Origin of the sequence: Streptomyces sp. NPDC024017 (assembly GCF_040638895.1) — a bacterium.
Classification (GTDB): Bacteria; Actinomycetota; Actinomycetes; order Streptomycetales; family Streptomycetaceae; genus Streptomyces.
In genome coordinates, this window is the sequence record NZ_JBEZYZ010000002.1 from 196,437 (window position 1) to 213,840 (window position 17,404).

At 69.8% G+C, this 17,404-nt stretch carries 18 protein-coding genes; 9 read left to right on the forward strand and 9 right to left on the reverse strand.

The features are described from left to right. Positions 1 to 4 precede the first annotated feature (4 nt). Positions 5 to 1,708 (forward strand): YibE/F family protein, encoded by a 1,704-nt coding sequence (locus AB0G20_RS05660; RefSeq protein ID WP_361296284.1) that lies wholly within the window; start codon positions 5 to 7, stop codon positions 1,706 to 1,708. Positions 1,709 to 1,927: 219 nt separating this feature from the next. Here AB0G20_RS05660 and AB0G20_RS05665 read toward each other — a convergent pair whose 3' ends face one another. The 4 genes from AB0G20_RS05665 to AB0G20_RS05680 form a co-directional block, all read right to left on the reverse strand. After that, positions 1,928 to 2,362 (reverse strand): SsgA family sporulation/cell division regulator, encoded by a 435-nt coding sequence (locus AB0G20_RS05665; RefSeq protein ID WP_030849994.1) that lies wholly within the window; start codon positions 2,360 to 2,362, stop codon positions 1,928 to 1,930. Positions 2,363 to 2,460: 98 nt separating this feature from the next. After that, complete coding sequence (locus tag AB0G20_RS05670) at positions 2,461 to 3,195, reverse strand: IclR family transcriptional regulator C-terminal domain-containing protein (protein WP_361297697.1); 735 nt, start codon at positions 3,193 to 3,195, stop codon at positions 2,461 to 2,463. Positions 3,196 to 3,516: 321 nt separating this feature from the next. Continuing rightward, positions 3,517 to 3,729: a DUF5326 family protein gene (locus tag AB0G20_RS05675; RefSeq protein ID WP_020271174.1), complete on the reverse strand. Its 213-nt coding sequence runs from the start codon at positions 3,727 to 3,729 to the stop codon at positions 3,517 to 3,519. Between the two features lie 165 nt (positions 3,730 to 3,894). Beyond that, positions 3,895 to 4,212, reverse strand: coding sequence for a cupin domain-containing protein (locus AB0G20_RS05680; RefSeq protein WP_097217849.1), 318 nt, complete (start codon positions 4,210 to 4,212; stop codon positions 3,895 to 3,897). A 60-nt stretch (positions 4,213 to 4,272) separates the two neighbouring features. On the opposite strand from AB0G20_RS05680, the gene AB0G20_RS05685 reads away from it, so the two are divergent. The 5 genes from AB0G20_RS05685 (at position 4,273) to AB0G20_RS05705 (ending at position 8,246) form a co-directional block, all read left to right on the forward strand. After that, entirely contained in the window at positions 4,273 to 4,650 is a 378-nt protein-coding gene (locus AB0G20_RS05685; RefSeq protein WP_361296288.1) for a phage holin family protein, read from the forward strand. A gap of 6 nt (positions 4,651 to 4,656) precedes the next feature. Further along, positions 4,657 to 5,148 carry a low molecular weight protein-tyrosine-phosphatase gene (locus AB0G20_RS05690; protein WP_361296291.1) on the forward strand — a complete coding sequence of 164 codons (492 nt, stop codon included), beginning with the start codon at positions 4,657 to 4,659 and terminating at the stop codon, positions 5,146 to 5,148. Beyond that, positions 5,145 to 6,473, forward strand: coding sequence for a cystathionine gamma-lyase (locus AB0G20_RS05695; protein ID WP_361296294.1), 1,329 nt, complete (start codon positions 5,145 to 5,147; stop codon positions 6,471 to 6,473). The genes AB0G20_RS05690 and AB0G20_RS05695 overlap by 4 nt, the downstream gene beginning before the upstream one ends. 194 nt (positions 6,474 to 6,667) lie before the next feature. Continuing rightward, on the forward strand, positions 6,668 to 7,573 hold the full coding sequence (locus AB0G20_RS05700; RefSeq protein WP_361296297.1) for a LysR family transcriptional regulator: 906 nt from the start codon (positions 6,668 to 6,670) through the stop codon (positions 7,571 to 7,573). 190 nt (positions 7,574 to 7,763) lie between these two features. Next, complete coding sequence (locus tag AB0G20_RS05705) at positions 7,764 to 8,246, forward strand: NUDIX hydrolase (protein ID WP_361296300.1); 483 nt, start codon at positions 7,764 to 7,766, stop codon at positions 8,244 to 8,246. Between the two features lie 9 nt (positions 8,247 to 8,255). On the opposite strand, the gene AB0G20_RS05710 is transcribed toward AB0G20_RS05705, so the two are convergent. Further along, entirely contained in the window at positions 8,256 to 9,878 is a 1,623-nt protein-coding gene (locus AB0G20_RS05710) for a globin domain-containing protein (protein WP_361296302.1), read from the reverse strand. 591 nt (positions 9,879 to 10,469) lie between these two features. Between AB0G20_RS05710 and AB0G20_RS05715 the strand changes: the two genes are divergently transcribed. After that, positions 10,470 to 11,333, forward strand: a complete 864-nt coding sequence (locus AB0G20_RS05715) for a GNAT family N-acetyltransferase (RefSeq protein WP_361296305.1) — start codon at positions 10,470 to 10,472, stop codon at positions 11,331 to 11,333. A 71-nt stretch (positions 11,334 to 11,404) separates the two neighbouring features. On the opposite strand, the gene AB0G20_RS05720 is transcribed toward AB0G20_RS05715, so the two are convergent. Then, positions 11,405 to 11,827, reverse strand: coding sequence for a heme-binding protein (locus AB0G20_RS05720; RefSeq protein ID WP_361296308.1), 423 nt, complete (start codon positions 11,825 to 11,827; stop codon positions 11,405 to 11,407). A 69-nt stretch (positions 11,828 to 11,896) separates the two neighbouring features. Continuing rightward, entirely contained in the window at positions 11,897 to 13,105 is a 1,209-nt protein-coding gene (locus AB0G20_RS05725; protein ID WP_361296311.1) for an MFS transporter, read from the reverse strand. Between the two features lie 142 nt (positions 13,106 to 13,247). Here AB0G20_RS05725 and AB0G20_RS05730 point away from each other — a divergent pair, with 142 nt between their 5' ends. Together AB0G20_RS05730 and AB0G20_RS05735 are read left to right on the forward strand one after the other, a co-directional pair. Next, a complete protein-coding gene (locus tag AB0G20_RS05730; protein ID WP_361296314.1) occupies positions 13,248 to 13,712 on the forward strand; it encodes a MarR family transcriptional regulator in 465 nt (154 codons plus the stop codon). Between the two features lie 71 nt (positions 13,713 to 13,783). Continuing rightward, positions 13,784 to 14,236 carry a GNAT family N-acetyltransferase gene (locus AB0G20_RS05735; protein ID WP_361296317.1) on the forward strand — a complete coding sequence of 151 codons (453 nt, stop codon included), beginning with the start codon at positions 13,784 to 13,786 and terminating at the stop codon, positions 14,234 to 14,236. A gap of 57 nt (positions 14,237 to 14,293) precedes the next feature. Here the strand turns inward: AB0G20_RS05735 and AB0G20_RS05740 are convergent, their stop codons facing one another. Beyond that, positions 14,294 to 15,679, reverse strand: a complete 1,386-nt coding sequence (locus AB0G20_RS05740) for a serine hydrolase domain-containing protein (protein WP_361296320.1) — start codon at positions 15,677 to 15,679, stop codon at positions 14,294 to 14,296. A gap of 73 nt (positions 15,680 to 15,752) precedes the next feature. Then, positions 15,753 to 17,234 carry a replicative DNA helicase gene (dnaB, locus tag AB0G20_RS05745; protein WP_361296323.1) on the reverse strand — a complete coding sequence of 494 codons (1,482 nt, stop codon included), beginning with the start codon at positions 17,232 to 17,234 and terminating at the stop codon, positions 15,753 to 15,755. Positions 17,235 to 17,404 lie beyond the last annotated feature (170 nt).

Sequence of the window (17,404 nt, forward strand, 5' to 3'; positions counted from 1 at the left end):
GGCGGTGACCACGACGCAGCGTCCCCCCTACCCACCGCCCGAGCCGCCCCGAGGATCCGGCGCCGGAAGCGGCAACGGCCGTGGTGACGGCCATGATTTCGCCGCCGGGACCGGGCATGAGCCGGCCAGGGGGCAGGGTCCTGAGTTCGGGTACGGCCGTGACGCGGGCTTCGGCCCCGGCCCTGGTTCCGGTCCCGGTTCCGGTTCTGGTCCCGGTGGTGAATATGGGCCGGGCTCCGGTGAGGGCCGGGGTGCCGGTTCTCCCGGTGGCCACGGTGGCCCGCCCACTGGTCAGGGACCCGGCCACGGCCCCGGTGGCGGCGGGCACGGTTCAGGGTCCGGTGGAGGCGGAGGGAACGGCCACGGTCACGACGGAGGTGACGGGCACGGCTCCGGTTCCGCCCCGGGTGGCGGCCACGGGCACTCTCACAACCACGGCCCGGCCACACCCGTCTCCCTGCACCTGCGCAAGATCATCGCGGCGATCCTGATCCCGTTCGCCGCGGCGGTACTGGTCGGCCTCGCCGTGCTGTGGCCGGGCGGCGCCCCGCCGCACGAGCGCACCGGCGTCGGCTTCGACCGGCAGACGCAGGACGCCACGGTCACCAAGGTGGTCGAGGTGAGCTGCAAGGAGGCCGGCGCTTCGGGCGTTCCGCCGACCGGAGACACCTCCACCGCCGAGGGCTCCTCCGCGGTGCAGCAGGAGAAGGGCACCTGCAAGCGGGCGACGATCCGGGTCGACAGCGGCGACGACAAGGGCCGTACGTTCACCGAGATCGTCCAGCCCGACCAGTCCCGCCAGCTGCACGAGGGTCAGAAGGTCGTGGTCGCCTATGAGCCCTCGGCACCGAAGGACCTGCAGTACTCGGTCACCGACATCAACCGCCGCCTGCCCCTGAGCCTGCTCGCCGGCATCTTCGCGCTCGCCGTCGTGGTCGTCGGGCGGATGCGGGGTGTCATGGCATTGGTCGCGCTGGCCATCAGCTTCATGGTGCTGAACTTCTTCATCCTGCCCGCGATCCTGCAGGGCTCGAACCCGCTGGTCGTGGCGGTGGTGGGCGCGAGCGCCATAATGCTCATCGCCTTGTACATGTGTCACGGCCTGTCCGCCCGGACCTCCGTGGCGGTGCTCGGCACCCTCATCTCGCTGTTGCTGATCGGCATCCTCGGCTCGGTGTTCATCGACTGGGCCGCGCTCAGTGGCAACACCGACGACAACACCGGGCTGATCCACGGCCTCTATCCGACGATCGACATGAGCGGTCTGCTGCTGGCCGGCATCATCATCGGCTCGCTGGGCGTACTCGACGACGTGACGGTCACGCAGACCTCGGCGGTCTGGGAGCTGCACGAGGCCAACCCGTCGATGGGCTGGCGCGGGCTCTACCGCGCGGGCATCCGGATCGGCCGCGACCACATCGCCTCGGTCGTCAACACGCTCGTCCTCGCCTACGCGGGTGCCGCGCTGCCGCTGCTGCTGTTGTTCTCGATCGCGCAGAGCAGTGTGGGGACGGTCGCCAACAGCGAGCTGGTCGCGGAGGAGATCGTGCGCACGCTGGTCGGTTCGATCGGCCTGGTCGCCTCGGTGCCGGTCACCACGGCCCTGGCGGCGCTGATGGTCTCGGCCGACCGTCCCGGCACGGAGCCCGCTGTGGAGGCCTCCGCGGTCCCGGCGCGCGGGGGGAGGGGCCGGCGCCGCAAGCGCTGACGCCCCGGCGCCACAGAGGCCTCCGAAAGCCTCAGGCACCCCGGCCGCCGGCGCGTCGGCCTCCAGCGACTCGACCTCGGCCTCGGCCTCGACTCGGCCTCGGCCGCCTCCGATGCAAGAAGATCGCCCGGTCATACGAAGATCGCAGGAAGAAGCGTTCCTGCGCAGCTCGGCGGCACCCGGTGAAGCGTTACTCCACCGTGCCGCCGGGCCCATGCCTCAACCAGCGCCCTGCTCGGCGAGGATGCGGTCCAGAGCCTCGTCGAGGTGCGCGTCGAAGTCGGCGAGCGAGCCTTCCTGGCCCAGCGGCACCAACTTGTCCGTACGGTCCAGGAAAGCGACGAGCGGTGCCGTCGACGACCGGAACAACGCCTGGTCGCTGCCCACCTGAAGCCGGATCAACACCTCGCCCAGCGCGTCGGGATCGACGGGCGTGACCCGCACATCGCCCTCCCCGCACGGCCGGCCGACCCCGTCGATCAGCAACTCCCGCCCGAAAGCCCACGTCACCGGGGCATCACCGGGCAAGTGGAACGTCAGCCGGACGGCATAGGGATCACTGGACTCATAGCGCAGCTCCACCGGAATGCGGAAGGAGAGCTCCTCGGACACGAGAAAGCTCATCATGACCTCTGCTTGCACGGACTCGCGCATCGACAACCCCGTCATTCGCCGTGACTGGCCGGGAACGAACCTCTGACACTTGGTGGAATCTTGCTGAACGTACACAGCAGATCACAAGGAGTGAGTTTTCACATACTGATAGAGAGCCCGAGCGAGGCGAGCAGGCGCCCCATCTCGGCCTGCAACTGGCGGGCCGCAGGCAGCAATCGGTCGGCCTGGTGTGCGGGCAGGGAGATGGCCATCGTCGCGGCCGTGGTGCCGAGGGTGAGCGGAATCGCGGCGCAGACCGCGCCCAGGGCGTACTCCTGACGCTCGATCACCGGTTCCATCCGCCGGATCCGCTCCAGACGCCTCAGCAGGCTGTGGTTGTCGCGCACCGTGTACGGCGTGAGGGGCTGCACCGGGTAGCGGTCGAGGTGGTCACGGCGGGCGTCCTCGTCCAGCTGGGACAGCAGGCACTGCCCGATGGCGTGCGCGTGCCCGGTCTCCCGGAAGTCGGCCCACTCCTCGACCGCCGGGTTGCCGGGGGTGTCGGAGACGCACATGACCTCGATCTCGCCCTCGCGGTACACCGCGTAGTACACGGGGACGCCCAGGACGTCCCGCCAGTGCGCGAGCGCGTCGACGACCGTGCTGCGACGTTTCTGCCGCGCCCCGCTGCTGCTCAGCCGCTCGGCAGCCTCACCGAGGAAGAACAGGCCCTTGTCCCGGCGCAGATAGCCCTCGTGCACGAGTGTGCGCAGCAGGTGGTACGTCGTGGGCAGCGCCAGCCCGGTCTCACGGGCCAGTTGTTTGGCCGGGGCGCCGTACTCGTGCGCGGCGACGGTCTCCAGCAGGCGCATCGCGCGCTGCACGGATCCGATGAGGGTCGGCGGAGGCGGGGGCGCGGAGGGGGGCGGTGGCCCGGAGGGCGTCGCCGAGCGGGGTTGCGCGGGGACGGTGTGGAGCTGGACGGGGACGGTGTCAACCGGGGACAAGGGGCTCTCCCGAAGCGCGAGGGGGGCAGACCGTGCGGAGGAACACGGGTGGGGGTGAATGCCGCTCGCGGGGAAGTCCCCGCGTCGAGTTCCGGACTCTATTCGCCTGCCACCGCCCGCAGACGGCCCCGCCGGGAAACTTCCCCCGCCCGAGGGAACCGGTGATTCCGAGCGTTGCCCGCTACCCCCACCGGTTTCCCACCGGTCTCACCAGTCGCTGCGCGACGAGGAACTCGACGTGAACTTCCGTACGACGTAGATCAGTCCGCCGACCAGTGCCACGAAGACCAGCACCTTGAAGAGCAGTCCGATGACGAAACCCACCACACTGGCGATCAGCCCGCCGAACACGACCAGGGCGATGACCGGCACCGCGATCCACTTCACCCACCACGGCAGTCCCGTGAAGATCTCTCGCATCGCCCTCGTCCTTACCTCTCCGCCCGTTCGAGTGCCGGGTCCTGTCGGTCCGTCTGGATCTCTGATGTCCTGCACTCGATGCTAGGTCCGGCAGGGGGTCGAACGGGGACCTCGCATCCCTTGTCCTCCCCTGACCGATCCCCTAGGGAACCCTGAGGCGGCCCGTCACCTCTCGGGCGGAGAGAACACCACCAGCACCCTCAGGTCCTCGGTGATGTGGTGGAACTTGTGCGCGACGCCCGCCGGCACGTAGATCACGCTGCCGCGCGCCACCTGGGTCGTCTCCAGGCCGACGGTGATCGCGGCACGGCCGCTCACAATGAAGTAGACCTCGTCCTGATTGTGCGGTTTCTGTGGATCCTGCTCGCCCGCGTCGAGGGCGTACAAACCGACCGACATGTTCTGCTCCCGCAGAAACTGCAGGTAGGCACCCTCGTTGGCGGCGCGCTCCGCCTCCAGTTCGTCCAGCCGGAATGCCTTCATCGCCTTGTCCGCCCCTGCCTCTTGTGCCCGCGTCCGATCAGGTCTGCCACGATCAGACACATGATGAATTTCGTAGTCAAGACGATCGCCAACGCGGGCGCCCTGGCGGTCGCCGTATGGCTGCTCGACAAGATCACCCTGACCGGTGACAGCACGGTCAAGGAAGTCGGCACCCTGATCATCGTGGCGCTGCTCTTCGGCCTGGTGAACTTCCTGGTCAAGCCGCTTGTCAAGCTCCTCAGCCTGCCGCTGCTGATATTGACGCTCGGCCTGTTCACGCTGGTCGTCAACGCGCTGATGCTGCTGCTCACCTCGTGGCTGGCGGACAAGCTCGACCTGAGCTTCCACGTGGAGGGCTTCTGGACGGCCGTCCTGGGCGGCCTGATCATCTCGGTCGTCTCCTGGGCGCTGCACGTCGTCCTGCCCGACGGGGACTGAGCAGACATGACGTACCGGGTCTGCTTCGTCTGCACGGGCAACATCTGCCGTTCCCCGATGGCCGAGATCGTCTTCCGCGCGCGGGTGGCGGAGGCCGGCCTGGACGGGGTGGTGGAAGTCGACAGCGCCGGCACGGGGGGCTGGCACGAGGGAGACGGCGCCGACCCGCGCACAGTGGCCGTCCTGGAGGACAACGGCTACGCCGGCGGCCACACGGCCCGGCAGTTCCAGTCGTCCTGGTTCTCCCGCCTCGACCTGGTGATCGCCCTGGACTCCGGCCACCTCGGGGCCCTGCGCCGCCTCGCGCCCACGGAACAGGACGCGGAAAAGGTACGGCTGCTTCGCTCGTACGACCCCGCCGCCGGCGACGACCTCGACGTACCGGACCCCTACTACGGGGGCGTGGACGGCTTCGAGGAGTGCCTTGAGATGGTGGAGGCGGCGAGCGCCGGTCTGCTCGCCGCAGTGCGCGAGGACGTGGAGGGACGGGCGGCATGAGCGATTCCGCGACGGGTGACGCGGGCGGAGCGACGGGCGACTCGGCCCGGGCGACGGCCGACGCGGACCAGGTGAAGGATGCCGCGAGCCGGGTGACGGGTGCGGCGGGCCAGGCTGCGGGTGCCGTGGACGACGTGACGGACGCCGTGGATCAGGTGACGAGTGCCGCAGACGAGGTGACGGGCCACACGGGCCCGGCGGCCGCAGGCGCCGGTGACGGCACGCGCGCGGTGCGGGCCGGGCTGCCCGAGCCGGTCAAGCACGAGCCCACCCTGCCCGGCCCCGTGTTCGCCGCCCACTTCCACCTGCCGGGCGACCCCACCGGCCCCTACACCTACGGCCGCGACGAGAACCCGACCTGGACGCTGCTGGAACGCGCCGTCGGTGAACTGGAGGCGCCCGGCCGGGGCGGTGCCGAGACGCTCGTCTTCGCCTCGGGCATGGCCGCGATCTCGGCGGTGCTCTTCTCCCAGCTGCGCACCGGCGACGCGTGCGTCCTGCCCGACGACGGCTACCAGGCGCTGCCGCTGGTCCGCGCCCAGCTGGAGGCGTACGGCATCGAGGTGCGCACCGCGCCGACGGGCGGCGACGCCCAGCTCGACGTCCTCGACGGCGCGAGGCTGCTGTGGATCGAGACCCCGTCGAACCCCGGGCTCGACGTGTGCGACATCAGGCGGCTCGCCGATGCGGCACACGCGCGTGGCGCCCTGGTGGCCGTCGACAACACCCTTGCGACACCTCTCGGCCAGCGTCCGCTGGAGCTCGGCGCCGACTTCGCGGTGGCCAGCGGCACCAAGCAGCTCACCGGCCACGGTGATGTCCTCCTGGGCTACGTCGTCGGCCGGGACGCCGAGGCCATGGCCGCCGTACGCCGCTGGCGCAAGATCGTGGGTGCGATTCCCGGGCCCATGGAGGCCTGGCTCGCGCACCGTTCGATCGCGACGCTCCAGATGCGGGTCGACCGGCAGAGCGCGACGGCCCTGGCGGTCGCCGAGGCGCTGCGCGAACGGCCCGAGGTGACGGGGCTGCGCTACCCGGGACTCCCCGACGACCCATCGCACGAGATCGCCGCGCGGCAGATGCGGCGCTTCGGGTGCGTGGTGTCGTTCACGCTGCCCACCCGCGCGCGTGCCGAGCGTTTTCTCGACGCACTGCGGCTCGTGGACGACGCGACGAGTTTCGGCGGAGTGCGGTCCACGGCCGAACGGCGTGGACGCTGGGGCGGGGACGCGGTGCCGGAGGGCTTCATCCGGCTGTCGGTCGGTGCCGAGGATCCCGAGGATTTGGTGGCGGATGTGCTGCGTGCGCTGGACGCGTCGGCCTGAGCATCCCCCACGGACGGTCCGAGCCTCCCCCCTCGTGGCTCGGACCGTCCCCCGGTTCCGCGCGCAAGAACCGCGCGACCAAGGCTAGTTGACTCTCTGTCAGTGTCCAATCACAGTAGCGACAGAGACCTATCGACTTATTTATAGTTGGGCACGGCCGGGGGCAGCGGGGGCCGACGAGGGGAGTGTGTGCGGTGGATCTGGCCTTGCTGCGGACCTTCGTGACCGTGCACCGGGCCGGCTCCTTCACCCGCGCCGCAGCCCTGCTCGGTCTCTCCCAGCCTGCTGTCACCTCGCAGATACGGACGCTGGAACGGCAGCTGGGCCGCCCCCTGTTCCTGAGACAGGCCCGCGGTGTGACCCCGACGAGCATCGGCGACGAACTCGCCCACAAGGCCGCGCCCCATCTCGACGCCTTGGTGGAGATCACCGAGACGGGCCTCGACGACGACTCCTCCTTACGGACGCTGCACCTCGCAGGTCCTCCGGAGTTCACCGCCGAACGAGCCCTGCCCGCCCTCACGGAACTGACCGGCGAGGACGGGCAGGGCTTCGCCTTGCGCGTCTCGTTCGGGACCGCCGAGGAGACGCTGGAAGGGCTTTCCGCCGGGCATCATGATCTGGCCATCAGCACGGCCCAGCCGCGTGGCGCGCTGCTCACGGCGACTGCGCTCTGCGACGAGGAGCACGTCCTGGTCGCCGCCCCGCGCTGGGCCGAGCAGCTCGGTACCGGGCAGTCGGACCGCAGGCCGGAACCGGCCCTGGAGAAGGTGCCCGTGGTGGAGGTGCACGAGTCGCTGCCCTTCGTCTCCCGCTACTGGGCCTCCGTCTTCGACTCGCACCCGGCCGCCCCGGGCACCGTGATCGTCCCCGACCTGCGTGCGGTCCTGGCCTGCGCGATCGCGGGCGCCGGCCTGGCCGTCGTGCCCCGCTATCTGTGCGCTGCGGCGCTGGAGCGGGGCGACGTCGTAGCCCTGCACGAGCCGGCGGTGCCGCCGCTGCGCACCTATTTCCTGGTGGTCCGCACCGGGACGCTCGCGATGCCCCATATCGCGCGGGCTCACGAGTGGTTGCAGCAGGCCTCGGCCGACTGGTGCTGAGGCCCACCGGGTCGTGTGGAGGTCCTCGTCACCGGGCGTACCGTCGCGCATGACGGGGCCTGCAATGACGTGAATTCCGGGAGCGCCCTGGCGTGGGGACGGGGCGCTCGGGACAGCGCCTCACTCTGAGAGCGCGGCCGGTGACGTTTCGCGATGTTTCACGTGGAACCAGCCGGGCCACATTTCACACATGACCGTCCGACCCGTGGTCAAGCGCACCGCCCGCGCCGTTCTGCTGGACGGTGCCGACCTGATCTTGATCAAGCGCACCAAGCCGGGTGTGGATCCCTACTGGCTCACCCCCGGCGGCGGAGTCGAGCCCAGCGACTCGACCGTCGTCGACGCCCTGCACCGCGAGGTGTACGAGGAGCTCGGCGCGAAGATCACCGATGTGGTGCCCTGCTTCGTGGACACCATGGAGCACATCGGGGAGGACGGTGGCGCGACGGGCGTGAAGGTGCAGCACTTCTTCGTCTGCCGCCTGGAGTCCATGGACCCCTCGCTCCGGCACGGTCCCGAGGTGGACGAGCCGATCGGCGAGTACGAGATCGTGCGCGTGCCGTTCACCCGGGTCGGAATCGCCTCCGTCCACCTCGTGCCGCTGTCGCTGCGGCACTACCTGGACGGCAACATCGAGGGCGTCCTCGCCATGCACGCGCCCGATCTGGGCTGAGACACCTGATCAGTCTCCGGCCGCGACCAGTTCCTCGACGGAGTCGTGCCGTATGCGGTCCGACGGAATGCCGCTGTCCCTCAGGGCGTCCACACCGCTGCGGATCATTCCGGGCGGCCCCGAGAGGTAGGCGTCGAACTCGTTCCACGGCCCGTACGCGCGTATCGCGTCCGGCAGCTGCTGGTGCGCCTGCTGGTCGATGATCGCCCGGACCGAGAGCCACGGGTGGGTCTGCTGGAGACGGAGCATGGTGTCGATGTCGTACAGGTCATGGTCGGTGCGGGCACCGTAGAAGACCTCGACCGACCGGCGATCCCCGTGCTCGGCGACGTCCTCGACCAGGGCCTTGATGGGCGCTATGCCCGTACCGCCGCCCAGGCAGAGCAGACCGCTGTCGGTTGTGTGGTCCACGGTCATGGAACCCGCCGGCGGGCCGAGCCGGATGATGTCGCCGGGGCGGGCGCGGTGCACCAGGGCGTTGGAGACCCAGCCCGCCGGGACGGCCTTCACGTGGAACGACAGCAGACCGTCGGAGCGGGGCGCCGAGGCGAAGGAGTAGTGCCGCCAGATCCGGGGCCACCAGGGCGTTTCCAGGCTCGTGTACTGCCCGGCGAGGAAGGGGTACGGCTGGTCGGGGCGGACGGTGACGACCGCGACGTCCGGGGTTCTCAGATCGTGCGTGACGATCTCGGCGTACCACCAGGCCGGGGCGCGCAGTTCGTCCGCGGCCGCAGCGTCGATCATGACCTGGGAGATCGTGGTGTAGGCCCGGATCCAGGCCGCCTCCATCTCCGCGCTCCAGACCCCCGCGGCGTACTTGCTCAGCGCGCCGATGAGGCACTCGCCGACGGCCGGGTAGTGCTCGGCCCGCGTCCCGTACTTCCGGTGACCCCGGCCGAGGTTCTGCAGGTAGTCGACGAGGACGTCCCTGTTGTCGATGTGCTCGGCGGCCGTGAGCAGCGCCCTGAGCAGCCGGTCCCGCTGGGTGTCCATCGCGGCCGGGAACAGCGACCGCAGGTCGGGGTAGCGGACGAAGAGCAGGGCGTAGAAGTACGACGTGACCTTGTCGGAGACCGGGGCGACCTCGGCCATGGCGCGGCGGATGAGGAGGGCGTCCGGAGACCCCGATTCGGCCGGAGCAGTGGCGGCTGCTCCTGAGGGCGACACCGGTGCGTGCCGCCGTGCGGGAGCACGCTGCTCGGCGGCAGCCGGGGGCGGAGCCACGGTGGAGGCGAAGGGTGCCGGGGTGAGCGCCGTCGGTACGGGACCCGGCGACGAGGCGGTGGCGAGGCTTGAAACCGCGGTGGGGGACGGAGCGGGCTGTGCGGCCGGAGGGGCGGGCGCGGGTATCGCGTCCGGGGAGTCATTCCCTTGGTCCGGCCCACCGTTGCTCGCACTGCCGGGTGTGGCGGTGGGCGGCGCGGATGTGTGGTCTGCCGGTGCTTCCGGGGCGGCGGGCCTGCCCACCGGGCGTATCGCGGCCGGTCGACGGCCTTCTGCCGTCCTGGAGTCGCCGTCCGGCGTCCTGGAGTCGCCGTCCGGGGCCGGCGTCGGGTTCTTGCGGGGTGTGAACCAGCCGCCCCCGCCGCCAGAAGTGCCGTTGTCGGCCGACGTGGTGGTCGGAGCGTCCATGGTGTGCCTCGCCTCGAGCATCTTTCGGTCGGTCTGCGCACTTCCTCGGTCGGAAGGTGCCTGCTTTCCCCCGTGGACGGTCTGCGTTCCCATCCTTGTCGCGGCCAATGCGGCCACATTCAACCCGTGTTCCGGCTCCGTACGGACAAGTAAGGCGAGAGTGTGACATTGACCGCAGTAACTCTCATCGAGCTTCCCACTCCCCTGGACGCCTCCGTCGCATAACCGGAAACGCGGGTCTTCGATCTCTCCGTCCCGTTAGGCTGCATTGCCCTGCGCTCGGCACACGGGACGGGTCGTCCCACCCCGGATGCGAACCGGAGTCGACCCTACCGGCCGCCGCCGTGCACACAAGTCCCCCCTTCCCTCGTCACGAATGCGGGCAGGACGCGAACCCTCAAGTCCGTCAACTATTGGGCAAGAAAGCCACGTTCTAGGCCTCGATCGGGCACCCGGTGTTCTTACGTGTTTCACGTGAAACATCCAGCACCGGTCCGCGCCCTGTGCAGGCGGCGACAACTGGCCAAAAGCTCGCATGTCTCTGCCGAAAGAGGTGGACGTCAGGGGCTCTTGTCGGACAGCCTGACCTGCGTGCCGACTCCTTCCCTTGCCTCCTTGCCCATCCGTCGTCTGACGCTCCGCGATCAAGCCGCCTGCGCCGACTTGTCCGAGGACCGGGGGTGGCCACGGGAGGAGCACAAGTGGGGCTTCCTCCTCACAGCCGGGAAGGGCTACGGCATCGACGACCCCGACGGCGGCCTGGTGGGCGCTTGTGTCGTCACCGAGTACGGACCGCAGGACCCCGCCCTCGCCGCGATCGGCATGGTCCTGGTCGCCGAACGGCACGCTCGGCAGGGCGTGGGACGTCGGCTGATGCGCCATGTCATCTCGGCGATGGGCACGACGCCTCTCACCCTGCATGCGACGCCCTACGGCCGCCCCCTGTACGAGGAACTCGGCTTCAAGGTCACCGGGCGGGCCGAGATGGTTCTCGGGCGCTTCACTCCGGGCGGGCCGGAGCCGAGGGTCGCCACCCGCGCCGCGACCGCCGAGGACCTCACCTCGATCCTCCGCCTCGACGAGCAGGTGTTCGGGACCGACCGCACGCACATCGTCACGCGACTCCCTGCCTTCGCCGACCAGTTGCGCGTGGCCGAGGAGGGCGGACGGCTCATCGGCTACGCGGCCGCCTGGCCCAACATGGACACCCACGTCGTCGGCCCGCTCATCGCACGCGACACATCGGTGGCCCAGGCGCTCATCGCCTCCCTCGCCGCCCACACCGACCGTCCCCTGCGCACCGACATCGACGTACGCCACGAGGAACTCCTCGCATGGGCGAAGGAACGCGGTCTGGAATCCGTCGCCTTCAACTCGGTGATGACGTACGGGATCACGGATCTGCCCGGTGACTGGAGTCGGCGGTTCGCGCCGGTCACGGTCGCGGCGGGCTGAAGAGCGTCGATACGACGACGCCGGCTCCCCATGGATCAGGGAACCGGCGTCGTCGCGCTGAAGGGGTCAGGTCAGGCGAGGGCCTCCACGGCGACCGTGGCGAAGCCGTGGTCCTGCTCCGGGGCCCCGCCGCCGACGCCGATCGCGCCGATCAGGCGGCCGTCGCGGTGCACCGGCACTCCGCCGGCGATGAACAGCAGCGGCCTGTCGAGCGCGGTGGGCAGCGTGTGGAAGAGGCCTCCGGGCTGCACCGCGTCGACCAGGTCTGCGGTGGGAGCGTTCATCTGGAGGGCCGTGTAGGCCTTGCGGGTGCTGGTCTCACCGGAGATCAACACGGCGCGGTCGTCCCGCCGGAAGGCGAGCAGGTGGCCGCCCGCGTCCAGGACGGTGACGCTGACGGTGACGCCTGCGGCCTCAGCGGCCCGGTGGGCTGCGGCGACGAGGGCGTCGGCGTCCTGGGTGGTCAGCGGGGCGACAGCGGTGATGGTGCTCATGAGGGGATCTCCTGGAGGACTTGCCGGTGGTGCTGAGGCGTGGAGTGGTGGTCGGAGTGGTCCGGTTGCTCAGTGGTGGACAGCGGCCCGCTGCTCGGCCGGCGCGGACCCCGTGACGACGGTGCTGGGGCCGCCGGCACGGCGTTCCAGGGCGGCCGAGAGGAAGGCCAGGACCAAGGCTCCGGCGGCCAGGGCGGCACCGACCCAGTTGGGCGCGGTGTAGCCGAGGCCCGCCGCGATCACGAGGCCGCCGAGCCAGGCGGACAGCGCGTTGCCGAGGTTGAAGGCGCCGATGTTCACGGCGGAGGCCAGAGTCGGGGCGCCGTGCGCCTGGTCGAGGACCCGCTTCTGGAGCGGCGGCACGGTGGCGAAGCCCAGGGCACCGATCAGCGCGATGGTGATCGCCGACAGCAGTTTGTCGTGGGCGGTGAGGGTGAACAGTGCCAGCACGACGGCCAGGGCGCCCAGAGAGACGTACAGCATGGGCATCAGAGCACGGTCGGCGAACTTGCCACCGACGAGGTTGCCGCCGACCATGCCGAGGCCGAAGAGGACCAGCAGCCAGGTGACGGAGCCGTCGGCGAAGCCTGCGACGTGGGTCATCATCGGCGCGATGTAGGTGATGGCCGCGAAGACACCGCCGAAGCCGAGGACGGTCATGGCCATCGCGAGCAGTACCTGCACGTTCTTGAAGGCGGCCAGTTCGTGCCGCAGGCGCACGCCCTCCGCCTTGGGCATGTCGGGGACGAGCCGGGCGATGCCGACCAGGCCGATGACACCGAGGGCCGCGACGATGCCGAAGGTCACCCGCCAGCCGACGGACTGCCCGACGAGCGTGCCCAGCGGCACACCGACGACATTGGCGACGGTCAGACCGGTGAACATCATCGCGATGGCTCCGGCCTTCTTGTCCGGGGCGACGAGGTCGGCCGCGACGACCGAGCCGATGCCGAAGAAGGCGCCGTGGGCCAGCGAGGCGACGATCCGGCCGATCAGCATCACGGAGAAGGCCGGGGCGAGCGCCGAGAGCAGATTGCCCACGATGAACAGGCCCATCAGCAGCATCAGCATCCGCTTGCGGGAGATCTTGGTGCCGAGCACGGTCATCAGCGGGGCGCCGAACATGACGCCGAGCGCGTAGCCGGTCACCAGGTATCCGGCGGTGGGGATGGAAACCCCGTAGTCGCCCGCGACCTCGGGCAGCAAGCCCATGATCACGAATTCCGTCGTTCCGATCCCGAAGGCCCCGATCGCGAGGGCCAGAAGCGCGAGAGGCATGGAGGGGTTACCTTCCCAGACGATTGCAGGAGCGCTTAGCGTGCGCCCACAATAATTGCAGACGCGGGCTATATGCAACCGCCGTCAATTGCGGCTCTGCTCTATCCTGGGTGTCAGCCGCTCCGGGACGGAGGAAACGCCAATGACAGCGACGGACCCCGCGCTCACCGCTCTCGCCCAGAGCTGGTGCGCCCTCTCCCTGCTCCACGGGAGGATCGAGGCCCACATCGAGCGCGCCCTGCAGGCCGGGCACGACCTCAGCGCGCGCGAGTACTCCCTGCTGGACGTACTCAGCCGGCAGCACGACGGCGACGGAGGTCATCTGCAGATGAAGCAGGTCGCCGACGCGGTCGTCCTCAGCCAGAGCGCCACCACGCGCCTGGTCACCCGGCTGGAAGACCGCGGCCTCCTGGAGCGCTACCTGTGCCCCACCGACCGCCGCGGCATCTACACGAACGTCACCAAGACAGGTCTCGAGCTGCTGGAGGCGGCGCGGCCGACCAATGACGCCGCCCTGCGCGAAGCCCTCGACGAAGCGGCGAAGAACCCCGAGCTGGCTCCGCTGGTCCGGGTCGTGGAGACGCTGAAGGCTCCGGTGCCCGCCTAGAGCACCTCCGCACCGGGCATCACCGCGTGCGGATCTCCGTACCGGGCGGCGGCTCTGCGTATGGTGCGTCCATGGGAGATCTTGAGATACGTGCCGCCGTTGCCGACGACGTCCCGGCGATCGTGGCCATGCTCGCGGACGATCCGCTGGGCGCACAGCGCGAGTCACCGGACGACCTCGCCCCGTACCTGACCGCGCTGGAGCGGCTCAGCGCCGACCCGAACCAGCGTCTGGTGGTGGCGGTCCGGGAGGGCCGGGTCGTCGGCACACTCCAGCTCACGATCATTCCCGGACTGTCGCGACGCGGTGCGACCAGGTCGATCATCGAGGGAGTGCGCATCCACGCGGACGAGCGCGGCAGCGGTCTGGGAACACAGCTCATCGAGTGGGCGGTCGACGAATCCCGGGACCAGGAGTGCCACTTGGTCCAGCTGACCTCCGACAAGACGCGCACCGACGCCCACCGCTTCTACGAGCGACTCGGATTCACGGCATCCCACACGGGCTTCAAGCTCCAGCTGTGACCCATGTGCGTGGGCGCTCTGTTTCACGTGAAACAGAGCGCCCACGCACGTCACCGCCTAACCGACGCCACGCCATCCCTCGGGGTCGACACCACCGGGCACAGGAGCCCCCTCGTCGTACGGCTGACGCGTGAACACGAACGAGCCGAGGTCCAGATGGCTCACGGACCCGTCCGCCCGCCGTACGGCCTTCAGGAGCTCGCCGGCGTAGTAGCCCTCCAGCCCCGTCCAGGTGCCGTCGCCGTTCGGGCGGAACCGTGAGCTACGGCCACCGCCGGTCAACGGTCCCAGTGAGACAAGCCCGTCGGCCGTCAGCCGCAGAGCGAAGGCGTGCGTCCCCCAGTACCACTGCCCCGTCAGCTCCAGCAGCGACCGGTCGACATTACCCAGCGGCTTCCACGGTGCGGGGATGCGCGGCTCCGCCTCGGCGACGATACGGACCAGGTCGGCGGCGACAGCGAAGAGCAGCGGCCCGGACGTGGAGTTGGCCAGGGCGACCGCTGCGACGTCGTCGTCGACGCTGATCATGAGGCACGCGAGGAAGCCTGGCAGCGAACCGGTATGGCCGACCAGCGACCGTCCGTTCCGTCGCCGGATCTCCATGCCCAGGCAGTAGGCGTAGCCGCTCGCCACGTCCGCCGCCTCGTGGGGCGCGGCCGGTGTCCTCATCTCCAGCAGCGAGTCGGCACTCAGCACCCGCTCGTCGCCGTTGACCAGGAAAACCGCGAACCGCGCCAAGTCACCGGTCGTCGACCAGAGTTGACCGGCCGGAGCCATGCGCCCCAGATCCTCGGTGGGCTCGGGAAGCATCACATCGGCCCAGGGATGCACGGCCCAGCCACCCGCATGGGGCGCCTGCGGCCGCACGCTCGTGCGATGCAGCCCCAGGGGTTCGAGCACTTCACGCCGAAGGACGTCCTCCCAGGAAGCCCCTCGGAGCTTCTCGATGAGCGCGCCGAGCAGTGCGTATCCCGGGTTCGAGTAGTGGAACCGGCGGCCTGGCGGGGTCAGCAGGGGCCGCTCGCCGAGTACGTCGTCGAGTTCGGGCCGCAGGGAGCCAGGGCTCCGCTCCCACCACGGCCCCGGCGTCTCGGCCGCCAGCCCGCCTGTGTGCGCGAGAAGTTCGGCGACGGTCGCCTCCCCCACGCCGGTGCCCGGCAGATGCTTCTCGAGCGGATCCCCGAGATCCAGTGCGCCCTCGTCGCGCAGCCGCAGCACGAGGACCGCCGTGAAGGTCTTGGTGATCGAGCCGATCCGGTACTGCACGTTCTCGTCCGGCGCGTGCCCTTCCACTGAGGTCCGTGCGCCGGTCCACACCGTTGTCCCGTCCCGCACCACGGCCGCGACGAGCGACGGGGCCCGCCCTTCGGCCTGTGCGACGGCGATGCGGTGCAGCAGGGCGCGACGTGTACCGGGAAGCAGTTCTCCCTGAGATGTCGTCATGGGCCCAGTCCACCTGGCCCGGCATCCCCTCGTCGAGCACATTCGGAGGCAGGGCCGGTGAGGGCGGGGCGGATCAGGTCTGCGCCATGTCCACGAACCGCGAGTAGTGGCCCTGGAAGGCGACGGTGATCGTCGCCGTCGGGCCGTTTCGGTGCTTGCCCACGATGATGTCCGCCTCGCCCGCGCGGGGCGACTCCTTCTCGTACGCGTCCTCGCGGTGCAGAAGGATCACCATGTCGGCGTCCTGCTCGATGGAGCCCGACTCACGTAGGTCGGACACCATCGGCTTCTTGTCCGTGCGCTGTTCGGGACCACGGTTGAGCTGGGAGAGCGCGATCACCGGAACCTCTAGTTCCTTGGCCAGGAGCTTGAGGTTCCGGGACATGTCCGAGACCTCCTGCTGACGGCTCTCGGAGCGCTTGGAGCCCCCGGACTGCATCAGCTGGAGATAGTCGATGATCACGAGCCTGATGTCGTTGCGCTGCTTCAGCCGACGGCACTTGGCGCGAATCTCCATCATCGACAGGTTCGGGGAGTCGTCGATGTAAAGGGGCGCGGACGAGACCTCGGGCATCCGGCGCGCCAGACGCGTCCAGTCCTCGTCCGTCATGGTGCCGGACCGCATGTGGTGCAGGGCGACGCGGGCCTCTGCGGACAGCAGCCGCATCGCGATCTCGTTGCGCCCCATCTCCAGGGAGAAGATGACGCTCGGCAGGTTGTGCTTGATCGACGCGGCCCGGGCGAAGTCCAGGGCCAGCGTCGACTTGCCCATGGCGGGACGGGCCGCGATGACGATCATCTGCCCAGGGTGCAGGCCGTTGGTGAGCGAGTCGAAGTCGGTGAACCCGGTAGGCACGCCGGTCATTTCACCGCTGCGCGAGCCGATCGCCTCGATCTCGTCGAGCGCGCCCTCCATGATGTCGCCGAGCGGCAGGTAGTCCTCGCTGGTGCGCTGCTCGGTGACCGCGTAGACCTCTGCCTGGGCGCGGTTGACGATCTCGTCGACGTCGTCGTCGGCCGCGTATCCCATCTGTGTGATGCGCGTTCCGGCCTCCACCAGGCGGCGCAGGACGGCCCGCTCGTGGACGATCTCCGCGTAGTACGCCGCGTTGGCCGCCGTCGGCACCGTCTGGACGAGGGTGTGCAGATACGAGGCCCCGCCGACCTTGTTGATCTCACCGCGCTTGGTGAGCTCGGCCGCGATCGTGATGGGGTCGGCCGGCTCGCCCTTGGCGTAGACGTCGAGGACGGCCTGGTAGATCGTCTCGTGGGCCGGCTTGTAGAAGTCGTGGCCCTTGAGGATCTCGACGACGTCGGCGATGGCGTCCTTGGACAGGAGCATGCCGCCGAGGACGGATTGCTCGGCGTCGATGTCCTGTGGGGGCACCCGCTCGAACGACGGGGCCGAGCCGCCGTCCCACGCCCCGCTGTCCCTGCCGCGGTCGTGCTGTTCGTCGCGGCCCCGGGCTCCGTCACCACGTCGGCGGGAGGCCGGCAGACGATCACTGGGCCCGCTGTCGGCCCACGGGTCGTCCAAGGGCTCGGAAATGCTCACCGAGCCACCTCCTCCCGTCCGCCGAAGCAGACCTAGCCGTGCCCCTCTGTTCTACGGCACGGCACTGACAAATAAGATGCCCAACTCCGGTTGGTACGCGCCGGTTTTGTGGCGTTTTGAAAACCGGCGGACGGAGCGGGCGCCGGACTACCGTAGGCCCCTCGGCACCG